At 37.7% G+C, this 14,201-nt stretch carries 10 protein-coding genes; 6 read left to right on the plus strand and 4 right to left on the minus strand.

Annotated elements, in window-relative coordinates:
• Positions 1 to 19: 19 nt before the first annotated feature.
• Positions 20 to 646, plus strand: coding sequence for a CBS domain-containing protein (locus JOC49_RS08915; RefSeq protein WP_204664481.1), 627 nt, complete (start codon positions 20 to 22; stop codon positions 644 to 646).
• The gene (locus JOC49_RS08920) at positions 636 to 1,622 is read left to right on the plus strand and encodes a YbgA family protein (RefSeq protein ID WP_279381206.1); all 987 of its coding nucleotides are present in this window, start codon (positions 636 to 638) and stop codon (positions 1,620 to 1,622) included. Before JOC49_RS08915 ends, JOC49_RS08920 begins: the two co-directional genes overlap by 11 nt.
• A gap of 24 nt (positions 1,623 to 1,646) precedes the next feature.
• Here JOC49_RS08920 and JOC49_RS08925 read toward each other — a convergent pair whose 3' ends face one another.
• Positions 1,647 to 2,342 carry a TIGR01906 family membrane protein gene (locus JOC49_RS08925; RefSeq protein ID WP_204664485.1) on the minus strand — a complete coding sequence of 232 codons (696 nt, stop codon included), beginning with the start codon at positions 2,340 to 2,342 and terminating at the stop codon, positions 1,647 to 1,649.
• Between the two features lie 149 nt (positions 2,343 to 2,491).
• On the opposite strand from JOC49_RS08925, the gene JOC49_RS08930 reads away from it, so the two are divergent.
• From JOC49_RS08930 to JOC49_RS08945, 4 genes are read left to right on the plus strand one after another with little or no spacing between them, the layout of a single operon-like run.
• Positions 2,492 to 5,842: a PD-(D/E)XK nuclease family protein gene (locus JOC49_RS08930; RefSeq protein WP_204664487.1), complete on the plus strand. Its 3,351-nt coding sequence runs from the start codon at positions 2,492 to 2,494 to the stop codon at positions 5,840 to 5,842.
• Positions 5,835 to 9,317, plus strand: a complete 3,483-nt coding sequence (gene addA / locus JOC49_RS08935; protein WP_204664489.1) for a helicase-exonuclease AddAB subunit AddA — start codon at positions 5,835 to 5,837, stop codon at positions 9,315 to 9,317. Before JOC49_RS08930 ends, addA begins: the two co-directional genes overlap by 8 nt.
• A gap of 4 nt (positions 9,318 to 9,321) precedes the next feature.
• Positions 9,322 to 10,119 carry a 3'(2'),5'-bisphosphate nucleotidase CysQ gene (gene cysQ / locus JOC49_RS08940; protein ID WP_204664491.1) on the plus strand — a complete coding sequence of 266 codons (798 nt, stop codon included), beginning with the start codon at positions 9,322 to 9,324 and terminating at the stop codon, positions 10,117 to 10,119.
• 7 nt (positions 10,120 to 10,126) lie between these two features.
• Positions 10,127 to 10,681: a hypothetical protein gene (locus JOC49_RS08945; protein WP_204664493.1), complete on the plus strand. Its 555-nt coding sequence runs from the start codon at positions 10,127 to 10,129 to the stop codon at positions 10,679 to 10,681.
• Here JOC49_RS08945 and JOC49_RS08950 read toward each other — a convergent pair.
• The 3 genes from JOC49_RS08950 to JOC49_RS08960 all read right to left on the minus strand — a co-directional run bounded on the left by JOC49_RS08950 (position 10,671) and on the right by JOC49_RS08960 (position 13,593).
• The gene (locus JOC49_RS08950) at positions 10,671 to 12,308 is read right to left on the minus strand and encodes a sensor histidine kinase (RefSeq protein WP_204664495.1); all 1,638 of its coding nucleotides are present in this window, start codon (positions 12,306 to 12,308) and stop codon (positions 10,671 to 10,673) included. The genes JOC49_RS08945 and JOC49_RS08950 overlap by 11 nt on opposite strands.
• Positions 12,292 to 12,981, minus strand: coding sequence for a response regulator transcription factor (locus JOC49_RS08955; protein ID WP_204664497.1), 690 nt, complete (start codon positions 12,979 to 12,981; stop codon positions 12,292 to 12,294). Before JOC49_RS08955 ends, JOC49_RS08950 begins: the two co-directional genes overlap by 17 nt.
• A gap of 111 nt (positions 12,982 to 13,092) precedes the next feature.
• The gene (locus JOC49_RS08960; RefSeq protein WP_204664499.1) at positions 13,093 to 13,593 is read right to left on the minus strand and encodes a hypothetical protein; all 501 of its coding nucleotides are present in this window, start codon (positions 13,591 to 13,593) and stop codon (positions 13,093 to 13,095) included.
• Between the last annotated feature and the right edge of the window lie 608 nt (positions 13,594 to 14,201).

Here is a 14,201-nt window from a genome sequence, read left to right on the forward strand (position 1 = left end):
ACTTTGAAAGGAGCACTATATGAAAGTAAGAGCAATTATGGTTCCTGTTAAGGAACTGACAGTTTTAAAACCTACGGACACAGCAAAAGAGGCAGTAGAATTAATAGACCAAAATGGATTTTTGTCATTACCTGTTGCGGATGGGAAGAAATTTGTAGGCTTTTTATCCAAACAATTTATTTATGACACTTTTTTTAAAGAAGACCACCCAAGCATGGAAGAGTTTTTGTCGCGTCCAGTTATAACCTTTATTCATAACCGTGTAGAACCGGTTACACCAGACTTGATGGTGGAAGAAGCAGCAGATATTTTCTTTAATAAAAATGTACGCTTTATTCCAGTTGTGGACGCAAATGATCAGTTTATGGGGATTGTAACTCAAAAAGCATTGTTTGGCGTTATTACAAAAATTTACGGTTTAAAACGCACAAAGATTTCAATTTATACAGATGACTTTAAGGGTGTCCTTAGCCGGATTGCTGAGATTATTTCTAAAAATGATGGCAATATCAAAAATATTGCATTGATAGATACTGAAGTCATGGGGCTTCAAGAGATATCTATACGTCTGGACACTAAAGATCCAGATCGAATTGTAAAAAGGTTAGAAGAAAAAGGATTCAAAGTGAGAGAATATGCAAAATGATTTGGCCAGACCCAAAATTTTGATAAGTGCATGCTTGGAATTTAATAAATGCCGTTATGACGGCAGTGTTGTTCCCAGCACATTAATTGAAAAGTTAGTTGAGTATGTGGATTTTATTGAGGTTTGTCCAGAGGTTGGTATTGGACTGCCAATTCCTAGAGAAGCTGTGCGTTTGATCCAAATAGGGGATTCTATTCGCTTTGTTGAATCCTATTCAGGCACAGATCACACGGAAGAAATGGATGCCTTTATAGATACTTTTTTCAAGTCGCTGAAGACCCCCATTGATGGTGTTATAATGAAGTGTAAATCACCTACATGTGGGTTGAAAGACGCGAAAACATATCCTGGTGTTGGAAAAATGGGGGCAAATCCCGGCAAGACTGAAGGCTATTTTGGCAGAGTGGTTTCTGAAAAATTTAAAGGGATACCCGTTGAAGATGATGGCAGATTGAAGCATTATAATATTAGAGAACAATTTTTAATGTCGATTTTTATTCAAGCTGAATTTAGGGAAGTGTCTGATCGGGTTAAATCAACCGGTAAGCTTAAAGCGTTGGTAGAATTTCATACAAGACACAAGTATTTGTTCATGGCTTATCAACAAAAAACGCTTACAGAGATGGGGCGCGTTTTGGCCAATCACGACCATTTATCTTTAGAAGACGTACTGAGCCAATATGGGGCATTACTGCCTTTTATTTATAACGCAGCGCCTTCACATGGTAAAAATACGAATATGCTCTTGCATTTGTTTGGTTATTTTAAAAAAGACCTTTCGGATCATGAAAAGGCCTTTTTTCTGGACCAACTGGCCCTTTATCAAAATCGCAAAATTCCATTTTCAACAGTTCTTATGTTAATTAAAGCATGGGTTATACGGTTTGATGAGCCCTATTTAAAGACGCAGCGGATTTTCGACTTATTTCCAGTTGAATTAATAGAATTGACAGATTCAGGGAAAGGGTTACCTTAAAATCCAAAACCGCCAGCAAAGGTGTTATGCCTCTGCTGACGGTTTTTTTATGTGTTTTTTCCCAATGACATAGAGTATTAAAATTGCCAGATGTGCAAGTGCTGTGTTGCGTAACCACTGGCTTGTAAAATTGATAAAAAACTGAAGTGGCATCATCTGGATGAGTCTATCTTTAGAAGGATCTAAGAGCCAATAATCGTTAGAAAAGAACAGCTCATGAAATTGATGGAAAGCTTTGGTAAAATCAACAAAATACAGCACAACAAGTGATCCTAGAAAAAGCAAACTTGTGATGAGGGTCGTTCCTAAAACACTTAGGAAAGGCTTCATTCTGCCGCCTGAGGTGAAAAACAAACCAAGTATGGAAACAATTGTAACCACTTGGATGTAGAACAAAAATTGTCGCCCAGATTCAGCAAGAATAAAAATATCGTTTAGGTGAACGCGTTCTTTGTGATTGAAAAAGATGACCCGCCGTCCATGAACTTCAGCAGAAACATAGAGGTTGCCTTCTCCAGTGTCTATGTGGGTCACCAGTTCATGTGTAACGTTAAGGAGATCTTCTTCAGAAACGCCTATTTGCTCCGCTACGTTAAGGTCTAAAAAGTTTTCAGCAAAATAGTGTTCGTTGAACGCATAGCTTTCAAATATCAAAAGAAATAAGCTGAGGGATAGTGAAATGCCTAAAATTAGAATCAGTATTTTTTGAATGTTTTTCATAAAGCCTCCTTGATGTGATGCTATGATTATACACCTCAAGGGTTAATAAATAAATATTTTATAATAAATAGTCGAATCTGTGACATTCTTGAAAGGGCAATACCAAAATGATAAAATAAAGCATCTACAATGGACAGATGGAGGTTTGTATGATTAGGCTTATAACTGGTAAAGCAAAAACTGGAAAGACAACCCGTGTTTTTGAAGAAATCCAGACTTTACAGAATACAGATAAAAAAAACGCTGTTATTATGATTGTGCCGGAACAGTTCACACTTGAAGCGGAAAAGAAATATATAGAGCATACAGCTTCCAACGGGTTTATTGGCATTGAAATCTTGAGTTTTAAACGTCTTTGTCAAAAGGTTATAGATTTGGACGAGAAAGTGTTAATAGGAGACATGGGCCGTATGCTCCTTTTGCGAAAGTTGTTTCGCAGCATGGAATCAGAACTGGTTTACTATGGAAAAGCCTATCAGAAACCGGGTTTTCTTCAAAAGTTTAATGCCTTGATTCAGGAGTTGCGTCAAACAGGCATTACACCAGAAATTTTAGAAGACTTAGAGAATGAACTTTCAAGTCATGATGTGTTGCGTATGAAAATGAAAGATATACATCGGGTTTATTCAGCGTATTGGAAAGAGAAGGAGACTCTTTTTTTTGATGATGAAGCGTATTATGATTTGTTTATTGAAAAAGCAGAAACATCCAATTTGATTCGAGAGGCCAATATTTGGGTGGATGGATTTGATAGTTTTTCAATGCAGGAATATGCCATTTTGGAAAAATTGATGCTTTGCGCCAATGATGTCACACTAACCGCAACATGGGATGAAAGTGACCAATTTGACCATACAAAGGTGATGGTAGACCGGATTAAGAAAGCTACAAAAGAACAACTCGGTGAGGACATGTTTGAGCAGATACATTTGACAGAATCCTATTTGAGTGCTTCAATTTCCATGTTTTCAGATCATTTGCTCAACTATCCATATGCCACTTTTACCAAAAGTGAGGGTGACATTCGGATGCATGCTGCAAACAGTAGAGCATCTGAAATTGAAACCTGTGCCATTGAAATTATAAAATTGGTTCGGGATGAGGGCATGCGTTGGCGGGATATTGCTGTGGTAACCAATGGTATTTCAGAGTATGATTCTGCCATCAGGCGTGTGTTTAATCAATACGGTTTGCCTTTTTTTATGGATGTGAAACACAGTGTTCTTGCCAATCCATTTGTTAGATTTGTTCTGGCAACTGTTCGGATAATCAGCGAACCGACCCAGATGGCACATGTGATTCAACTCCTAAAAACAGGTTACTTACCGTTCAGCTCGGATCAAGTGCATTTGTTTGAACTTTATGTAAAGTCAAAGGCAATTAAGCCCTATCATTTAAAGCGACCATTTAGCAGAGAATCTGACCGCGGGTTGGACATGGACGCTTTAGAGGCCATACGGAAGTCATTATGGGGCTTATTAGAAGCCATTTCTAACTTGAAACAAATGACAACTAAAGCATATGTGGAGATTTTGTATGGGTTTATTGTGCAAAATGATTTGTATCTTAAGATTCAGGAAAATATAGATTATTTTATAGAAAATCAAAATTTTGAAGAAGCACAAATTTTCTCTCAAATTTGGAATAAAACGCTTTCTTTGTTCGATCAAATGGTGGCAGTAATGGATTCTGAAATATTGACGGTAAAAGATTTGGGCCAATTAATGGAAGCGGGCTTTGAAAATATGGAAGTAGGGGTTTTGCCCCTTAATGAAAATCGAATCCTTGTTGGAAGTCTTGACCGATCAAGAGCTCATGATATAAAGGTCTTATTTGTTTTAGGGGTCAATGATGGCATTTTACCTGAGGCAGGTAGTCCACACCAATTAATATCGGAAATGGAAAAAGACGTTTTAAACCAAGGGCAAATTCGAATTTTATCGGACAGTAACATGTTTATCAATAAAGAAACTTTTAACATATATGTTGCAATTACACGTCCAGCAGAAAGGCTATACTTGTATTATGCAAAATCTGATTCAGAAGGCCGTGCATTACGCCCTTCATATTTGATTTCTAAAGGGCGAAAGGTATGTGTAGACCTTTGGTATTCTGAAGAAGGTATTGTTGAGAATATGGACCCTAATGTGATTCCTAGCACCATTACGTTGCCAACGCCTACGTGGGATCACTTGGCCGTGGAACTAAGACGGTTTTTGGACGGTATGCCAATGCACGTGGCATGGTTTAGTGTCTTAAAATGGTTTGCAATTGACTCGCCATTAAAAGTCAAACAATTGACTTCAGCTTTATTTTATGACAACTCGGTGGAGCGATTGTCTTGGAATTTGGTGTCTAAAATTTATGATAATCCTGTAAAAACAAGTGTTTCAAGATTGGAAGAGTTCGTTAATTGTCCTTTTAAATATTTTGTTTCGACTGGGTTAAAACCTTATATTCCTAATGTTTATGAGTTGAAATATCCAGATATGGGGATTTTGCTCCATGCAATCTTAGAAGCATTTGGAAAATGGATGTTCACCTCGCAAATGAACTGGTCAGATTTAAGTTTAGATGAAAAAAATCAAGTTCTGGATGCTATTTTAGAAACAAGCCTTGACAAGGAGTTGTTTGATTCTAAATACCAATACCTATATATGATTCGGAAATTAAAACGTGTGGCAAAACGATCTGTGGATACTTTGTCTCATCATTTAGAAGTTGGATTGTTTAAAACACAGGCCTTTGAATTGATTTTCTCGGATGGGCCAGCTGGTGTACCGCCGATCGTTATTCCTTTGGAAGGGGATCGCAAACTTTTTGTACGTGGCGTAATTGACCGCATCGATTTGCTTGAACGCGATGGTAAGCATTATGTAAAGATTATTGATTATAAATCAGGGATGAAGGAAATGTCTTTATCAGATGTTTATCACGGCCTTCAAATGCAATTGATGGTGTATCTAAATGCATGCCTTGAACATCCGGATTATTTTAAAGTCAAAGAGTTAATTCCAGCTGGGGCTTTCTATTTTAAAATTGATGATCCTATAATTGAAAAAGTTTTGAACGATCGAGAAGCAATTGAAGCAGATATTTATAACCATTTGAAATTGGATGGGCTTATATTAAATGATATGGAAATCATTAAAGCGTTTGACTCTGATTTTGAAAGCAAGTCTCAAAGCAGCGTGGTCTCTGTTAAAGTTAAAAAGGACGGAACACTATCCAAATCATCAGGCGCCCTAACGCAAGAAGATTTTCAGAGTATCACAAGTTGGGTTACCAATAAAATGAAGACCATAGGGAATGCCATAACACAAGGAGAAATTTCTGTTAGTCCTGCAAAAGTAGCTGGGAGAGCCAGCTGTGATTACTGCCAGTACAAGGCCTTGTGCCAATTTGACCCCAAATTTTTCGGCAATCAATATCGGAGCCTGACGAAATTATCGGATGAAGAAGCAATTGCGTGTATCAAGGCAGGAGGACAAGATGACTAAATGGACAAATGAACAATTGGCAGCTATTGAAATACGTAATGTGAATTTGCTTGTATCTGCGGCAGCTGGGTCTGGTAAAACAGCTGTTTTGGTTGAACGCATAACGCGAATGATTGTTGAAGGTTTATCTGATGTAGATCGAATGCTTGTTGTAACGTATACAAATGCCGCTGCAGGTGAAATGAGAAGCCGTATAGAATCAGCGCTTTCAAGTGCTATAGAAGCTTACCCAGAGCGGGGATCTCTTTTGAACCAACAAATCAAAAAGTTAAATCGCGCACAGATTAAGACCTTTCATGCTTTTTGTTTAGATGTGATTCGGACACATTTTTTGAAAGCGGATTTAGACCCAAATTTCAAGTTAATCCGGGATTCAGAGCGATTGATATTGATGGAAGAAGCACTGGATGAGACGTTGGAAGCGGCTTATAAAGACCAAGATTTGGGATTTGTGGAACTTGTTGAATCTTATACGGGAAACAGAGATGATTATAAGTTGAGGGAAATGATCAAACAACTCTATGTTTTTTCAATGAGCCAACCCTATCCTTCTGAGTGGTTGTCATCCCAACATGACCCTTATGCGTTGCCGGACCATCCACTTCGAAAAAAATGGGAAAGTATTTTAATTGAACAGGTTAGGGCCCTTGTATCTGGTGGCCTTTCGTTAATTGATAGAGGCATTGAATTGTGTCAGATGCCAGGTGGTCCTGAGCCTTATATAAAAACACTTCAGTCGGATAGACTTGTGTTTGAAAATTTGGAAAAGAGTGCGCATGAAGGGTTGGAAGCATTTGAATCAAGGCTTTCAAACGTGTCACTCGATCGAATAGCGACACTCAAGAAAGATGAAAAAGACCTTTATGATCAAGCACTTGTGGCCGAGGTTAAAGATGTGATTCGGACCAAATTTTTAAAAGGACAAATTTTATCAAAGTTACAGTCAATTTTCAATTACAAAACAATGGACCAGTACTGGAAAGAATTGCCTGAACTCAGCAATAGGCTGTCGTATTTGACCAAACTTACTCAAGATTTTTCCAATCGATTTCTACAAATGAAGTTAGATAAAAATCTTCTGGATTTCAATGATTTAGAGCATTATGCCATAGAAATTTTAGAAGATTCAACAGTATGTGCGTTTTACAGAGACCAGTTTAACCACATTTTTGTAGATGAATATCAAGATGCAAGTGCAATTCAAGAAACCATCATTAATCGAATTTGTAGGCATGGGAATCGGTTTATGGTAGGGGATGTGAAGCAGAGTATCTATAAGTTTAGAATGGCCGATCCAGAGCTATTTTTGGAAAAATACCATCTGTACGATGTCTATGGGGATTCAAAAGATATAGGGGATGGAAAAAATGGCCTTCGAATTGACCTTAAAAACAATTTTAGGACACGTCGAGACATTTTAGACCAGGTAAATGGTATTTTCTCACGCATTATGTCAGAAAAAATGGGCGATGTCGCATATGACACACATGCGCGATTAAATGGGTTGATGCCATTTGAACCATCAGGTGCGCCTTATGTTGAAATGAATGTAATCTCAAAAGATCAGGGAGATGGAGAGGAAGGGTCTGATGTTTTGGCTGATTTGAAAACAGATGAAATTGAAGCCCGTGCCATAGCATCGCGTATTAAAAGGCTTGTTGGAAAACCGGTTTATCATCCGAAATCAGGTGAGATGAAACCGTGTACTTATAAAGACATTGTAATTTTACTTCGGAGCACTAGAAGCTGGATTCCAGCTTTTGAGTCCGTGTTTTTGGAACAGGGTATCCCGTTTTATGCAGATAGCCAAACTGGTTATTTCGATACCTTAGAAATTAAAATTATGATGGATCTCTTAAGGATAATTGACAACCCTTATCAAGATTTAGCGCTTTTAACAGTGCTTAGATCCCCTATTGTGGGACTTTCTATTGAAGAATTGACAGAACTTAAAGTAAATCATGACAGTGATTTTTATTACAATCGGTTATTGGCCAGCTTAAATCAAGAGTCTTTTAGGGATCCAAGGCTTAGAAATTTCATTGACCAATTGAATACGTGGCGTGAAGAAGCGGCTTATATGCCTTTGGATGATTTTATTTGGCGTATCATGCAAGCCTCTGGATTTTATGCGTATGCATCAGCGATGCCTGGCGGTAGTTCTAGGCAGGCCAATCTCAAAATTTTAGTTGACCGTGCGAGTGAACTGAAAAACTCAAGACTCTACACTTTAGCCCACTTTATAAGTTTTATTGAACAGATGGAAAAATCAAGTGGGGATATGGGTGTGGCAAGCAATATTGGTGAAGAAGAAGATGTGGTTCGACTAATGAGCATCCACAAGTCAAAAGGATTGGAATTTCCAGTGGTAATCATTGGGGGACTTGGTAAAAAGTTTAATTTTATGGACACATATGGGGATATGATTCCTCATAAACATCTTGGAACAGCGCTTGCGTATGTAAATCCTGAACTGCGAATTAAATCCAAAACGCTGCCACAAATGGTTATGAAAGAGGTTGTAAAAGGCGAGACGCTTTCTGAAGAAATGCGCGTCTTATATGTTGGGCTTACAAGGCCAGTAGACCGGTTGATTCTTTTCGGTACGGTGAAAGACTATGGGGCCAAGGCCAGTATGTGGAATCGAGAAATTGACGCTTATATGCTGTCTTCAGCAGGGACATTTTTGGACTGGGTCATGCCAACGGTATATCAATTGGAAGCAATTGAACTCAATGTTTTATATGAGCCAGATTTAATTTCGCAGGTTACAACTGAAGAAGTAGAAACAGAATCTAGACAAGAAAAACTTGCAGAAATTATAGAATCGGATTACGCGGCAAATCCAGATGTGATTCAGAGACTGAACTTGACATTGGATGGTATTGATTCTCAATTTAAACCCCTTAAAGTATCTGTTACAGATTTGAAGCGGAACCAAGCCTTTCAACCACCTGATCTTATTGACATGCCAGAGTTCTTAAAAGCAGATAAACCAATTGCAGGGGCTGAAAAAGGGACACTTGTGCATAAGGTGCTCGAACATCTTGATTTTTCTAAAGCCTATACACTGTCATCTTTAAAAGAAGCAATTGCTCAACTGGATATTCTGTCAGAGGAAGCGTTAAAATTACTGGATTTAAATAAAATTCTCTCGTTCCTTCAATCAAAATTGGGTATAAGGATAGCAAGTGGATTACAGGTGAAAAAAGAGACGCCATTTGTCATGGTACAAGATGGGCAATTGGTTCAAGGTGTTATTGATCTCTATTTTGAAGAAGCTGATGGACTTGTTTTGGTGGATTACAAAACAGACTATGTTGGGACGCAAACTTTAGAAGAGCTTTCACAGAAACATGTATTCCAAATTGACTTTTATAGGCAAGCGCTAGAAATTCTTACGGAAAAACCCGTGAAAGAAGCCTATATTTACTATTTGGATTCAAATGCGGTTTACCCCGTTAAAAGGAGCTGACCCTATGTATGAAAAAGAATTGAATTGTGCAATTGAAGCAGCTGAAACTGCTGGTAGAGAGATTATGAAAATATATATGGCATCCTTTGAAGTGTCCTACAAGTCAGATGAGTCACCGGTAACAAGTGCGGACATCGGGGCGAATCACATTATATTGGAAAAACTACAAGCGTCATTCCCTAAGGATGGGATTCTTTCTGAAGAAAGCGAAGATGATGAGAGCCGGTTTACACAAAAACGTTTTTGGGTTGTGGACCCGTTGGACGGTACAAAAGAGTTTATAAAGAAAAATGGCGAATTTTCAATTAATATAGGCTTGGTTGATGGTGGAGAAGTTGTCGTAGGTGTGATTTATATTCCAGATTGGGATCTTCTTTATTACGCCTCCAAAGGAAAGGGTGCTTATAAAAAGTCTTTAAAAGACAACTCTATTGAGAGCATTCAGGTATCTAAACGTTTAAAACCTTATCGCTTGCTGATTAGCCGTTCGCATCCGTCCCAAAAAACCCAGCTGTTTCTGGCTGAAAATGCAGAGATGATTGCCAGTGTTACAGAAATGGGCAGTTCCATTAAAGGGTGCTTGATTGCAGATGGGACCTATGATGTGTATTATAATTTTGGATTGTCTATGAAATGGGATACCTGCGCAATGGAATGCATTGTCAGTGAGTCGGGAGGCATATTAAGAAAACTCAATGATGCCCCAATTGACTATTTGGAAGATAATAAACTAAACAGAGGATTTTATATTGTAAATAACTGGAACAACCGAGTGGACTTGACTAAAATTTTTGAAATGTGAGGCGTGTATGAACAATATTCTAATGATTGGGTATGACTTAGAGCCATTGACCCTGAAAATGGCAAACCTTTTTAAACACTATGGTTATACTGTAACGATTCAATATGTTGGCAAAGGGTCAGAAAATTTGGAAATAGAAGGCCTCAATGGGTATGTGGACACTATGGCCCAGATGGATTGGGATCGATTGTCGAAAGAACTCAAAACGCATGCGGTTGTTGTCATGCACGAACGCATGAATCACACGAAGGTATATGATTATGCTAAGGTTTATGGTCGTGATGTTTGGTGTTGCCTTACAGAACCACTGGAAACTGGCGAGACTGTGACGTGTGATTTTTTAGTAGTGCCTTATTCTGAACAGGGCAGTCGGCTGACGGGCTTAAAAAACCTGCTTGAAATCAAAGATGGCAAGCAGGTTTACTGTACGAATCAGTCCGGAGAAACTGAAATTTATAATCTCAATGAAGCGTTAAGTCAATCTGAATATCCGCTTTTTATGGTGCGTTACATGCATGGATACCAGATTGGTCAGTATCCACAGGAAACAATCAATCCCTAGCTTCTTCTAAAATTTTCGGTATAAATAGGGAGAAACGTGTTCCGATATTAAGGGTGCTGTCAACTTGTATACGCCCACCATGTTGTTCAATGATAATTTTAGCGATAGACAAACCCAAACCAGTACCTCCGTGCTGGTTTGCTTTCATTTTTGTTCTGGATTTATCTGCACGATAAAAGCGATCAAATACATGGGGGAGGTCTTCTTCAGAAATTCCAATACCGTTATCTTCAAAAATAATAATGTGATGTCTGGCAGAAGATTTTAGAGTAATTTTGATTTCACCGTCATCCAAGGTGTACTTAATGCTGTTGTCTATAAATATTCGAAAGGCTTGCTTTAATTTATCCAGTGACCCATAGACCATGAGCGCGTCTTCAATTTGATCTTGAATTTTATGCTGAGAGTCAATCATTCGCGTCTCCTTAACCACTTCGTGTAGGAGATCGGATAGATTGAATGTTTCCAAATCCATCTTTAAAGTCCCTTTATCATTTCGAGCGATAAAGAGTAGACTTTCAACCAAACTCTGCATGTTGTCAGTTTCTCCCATTATGGCTTGAATGCTCTCTTCAAGGATATCAGGGTCATCTTTTCCCCAACGGTTAAGCATGCCAGCGTAACCTTTTATAACTGCAATAGGTGTTCTCAACTCATGGGAAGCGTCGGATACAAACTGCTTTTCACGTTCGTAACTTTTTTGAATGTCATCCAGCATTTTGTTAAATGTATGTGCCAAGTCTTTTAATTCATCTTTTGTGCCACCTAAGTTAAGTCTCGTGCTTAAATTATTTGCAGACATATCCTTTACTTGTTCAGTCATGGTGTGAATAGGGCGGAGATGTTTGTTGGACATTTTGCCAGCAGATATAATAGAAGATAGAATCAGGACAATACAGAGTACGATGCCAATTGGGAAAGTTGCTTCAATTACATTTTTATAAGAAGTCATCTCCTTCTCTAAAGTGTAGTATCCTGTTTGTGCATTTTCATTCTGATATAGACCATAGGTAAACAAGTTTTGAAAGCTTGGGAAAGTCCTGAAATCATAGCCAGTGGTTTGGGTAGCTGTTGCGTAGTCTATTGATTGGCCAGAAGACGCATAAGTCATTGTTTTTGAGTCATCAAAAAGATAGAGATGAACAGATTCACTATCAAGGTATTGCTTTAGGAGTTCTGTTTCCTGATCTGATTCATTTGAAAGATAAGTTTCAATGAAACTGGCGTTTTCATTTAACTGTAATTGGGCGTTGTGAAACAAAAAATATGAAAAGGCCAGATAAACGCCAATAAAAAGAAAAAGTATAATGCCCACCAATCTGAATGTATAGCCTAATGTCAATTTAAAGGTTATATTGAACCGAATTAATGACATGAACTGATCCAATTGGCCTTCCATGAATGGCTTTTTTTCTTTTATAAGTGGCTTCTTTTTTTTATTGCGTATGACTTCACGCCGTAATTTTTCGCGTTGCAAATGAGCCTTTCGCTTTGCGATAGGGTCGGTTGCATCTGTTATGACAATTGATTTTTTTGATAATTTTGGTTCTGTTGAAGTTCGATGCCGAGGTTTCGCCCGCTGAACCGTTTTTTGAATTTCTACCGAATCTTTACTGATGATTTTCATCTTTAAACAAATACCCTACCCCTCTAACAGTATGAATGAATTTGGTATCGAAGTAATCATCGATTTTACTTCTTAAGTACCGTATGTAAACGTCTACAATTTTTGTTTCTCCAAAATAGTCGTAGCCCCACACTTTATCGAGGATCTGCTCTCTGGACAATGCAATATTACGATTTTCAGCCAGATAGTGAAGGAGGTCGAATTCCGTTTTTGTAAGTTCTATGGGGTGACCATCATAAGAAGCAGTATATTGATTGTAGTCAATGGTTAGATTTCCTGAAACAAACAAATGTGCTTGACTTTGAGGTGCTTGCGTAGGTTTTCTAAAAACACGACGGATGCGTGCCAACAGTTCTTCAATTGCAAATGGTTTTGTCATATAATCATCAGCTCCAAAGTCCAATCCCATAACTTTGTCCATCGTATCATCTTTGGCTGTAAGCATGATAATTGGTATGTCTGAATTAAGACGTACCCTTCTGCACACTTCCATACCATTTAGACCAGGGAGCATAATGTCTAAAATTACCAAATCAAAATTGCCTTCAAGCGCTAAGTCAAGTCCCGTCCGGCCATCATTTGCTGTTTGCACCGTAAACCCTTCATGTTGGAGTTCTAATTCAATAAAACGTGCTATTTTAATATCGTCTTCTATGACTAGAATAGTATGCATAAACTGCCTCCTTAATTTATGTATTATATGTAATAATATAGCACTAGAGATGTGAGATTGCAAAAGAAACCCAAACTTTGGAGGTATTATGTCCAAAGTTTGGGTTTGGTTTTATGCCATGCGATCTTCATCTTCTTTTGTTTCTTCTTCAGGTGTGTTTTTAAAGTCATTAAATGTATTTTCAAATTTAACTTTCTTCCCTTCAGCATCTAATAAGATGATTTTATAACCGAAGAGATATGGCAAAATGAGAAGGAACAAGGAAATCGGCATTGTGAAAAGTATGATAAGGCCTGCAATGGTTAGAGGTAAATCTAATACTTTATGGCCTTTCTTTCCAATGATGAAGCTTGTTTTATGCAATTTTGCAAAGAATTTGCCAACTTCGTCAAAGAAATCATTTTCAGGTCTTCTCTGATGAGATTTTTTAGATTGAACGTTAATTCTAACAGATTTTCCGGTTTTAGGACGGGCTGTTTTATGGGTAGATTCAAGTTCAATTAACGCCTCAACCATATCGCCGTCGTGTCTTTCGAGGGCCTCTTTTGCCTCTTTGTAACTTATATTGGCTCTTTCCATGAGCATGTCGATTTTTTCTAAACTGACTGACATTATATTGCCTCCTTAAATTTATTTGTTGTTTAAGTACACTATACTGGACTAAATTTAACACTGAACCAAAGAATGGTTAGAATTTGGATAGAATTTTCAATCCCATTATTTTCTAAAAAAATTGAAATCCATTAAGTTTGGATAAAATGTCGGAATTGCCATATGAATCCAGTGTGTTTTTTTGGGTTTGATTTTTAAAGATTTCATAATTACCTCCTTTTGTCTAGGTTATAGCTTAAGTATAGAGGGGAAAGATTAGTATTAAACCAAGAAAAAGTTAAAAAGGCGGAAGAATTAAATTAATTTAAAAAGATATTAAAGAATGTTAAAATCACATCTATTGACGGATTGAATGACTTTTGTTAGTATTGATTTCGTTGACAGGTAAAGTTGAATTGCATGGTAGTTTACATTTATCCCCCTTTTTTATAAGTGTAAATCGTCAATTCGAGGCACGTATATGCGTGCCTATTTTTTTTTGCCCAAAACCTAGAACTGTTGTACAATAGGTATACCTAGATTCTACGTGCAATCTACTCATATAACCCTTTAAGCAAGTATTTATAATCGTTAAGCCAAAACCATTCTTTCACCCAATGGGTGAAAGA

Origin of the sequence: Fusibacter tunisiensis (genome assembly GCF_016908355.1) — a bacterium.
Classification (GTDB): domain Bacteria; phylum Bacillota; class Clostridia; order Peptostreptococcales; family Acidaminobacteraceae; genus Fusibacter_D; species Fusibacter_D tunisiensis.

Bases quoted from the DNA above. Each gene is read 5' to 3' on its own strand.
- JOC49_RS08915 (WP_204664481.1), top strand. From the start codon at position 20: ATGAAAGTAAGAGCAATTATGGTTCCTGTTAAGGAACTGACAGTTTTA.
- JOC49_RS08960 (WP_204664499.1), bottom strand. From the start codon at position 13,593: ATGTCAGTCAGTTTAGAAAAAATCGACATGCTCATGGAAAGAGCCAAT.
- JOC49_RS08950 (WP_204664495.1), bottom strand. From the start codon at position 12,308: ATGAAAATCATCAGTAAAGATTCGGTAGAAATTCAAAAAACGGTTCAG.
- JOC49_RS08955 (WP_204664497.1), bottom strand. From the start codon at position 12,981: ATGCATACTATTCTAGTCATAGAAGACGATATTAAAATAGCACGTTTT.
- JOC49_RS08945 (WP_204664493.1), top strand. From the start codon at position 10,127: ATGAACAATATTCTAATGATTGGGTATGACTTAGAGCCATTGACCCTG.
- addA (WP_204664489.1), top strand. From the start codon at position 5,835: ATGACTAAATGGACAAATGAACAATTGGCAGCTATTGAAATACGTAAT.
- JOC49_RS08920 (WP_279381206.1), top strand. From the start codon at position 636: ATGCAAAATGATTTGGCCAGACCCAAAATTTTGATAAGTGCATGCTTG.
- JOC49_RS08930 (WP_204664487.1), top strand. From the start codon at position 2,492: ATGATTAGGCTTATAACTGGTAAAGCAAAAACTGGAAAGACAACCCGT.
- JOC49_RS08925 (WP_204664485.1), bottom strand. From the start codon at position 2,342: ATGAAAAACATTCAAAAAATACTGATTCTAATTTTAGGCATTTCACTA.
- cysQ (WP_204664491.1), top strand. From the start codon at position 9,322: ATGTATGAAAAAGAATTGAATTGTGCAATTGAAGCAGCTGAAACTGCT.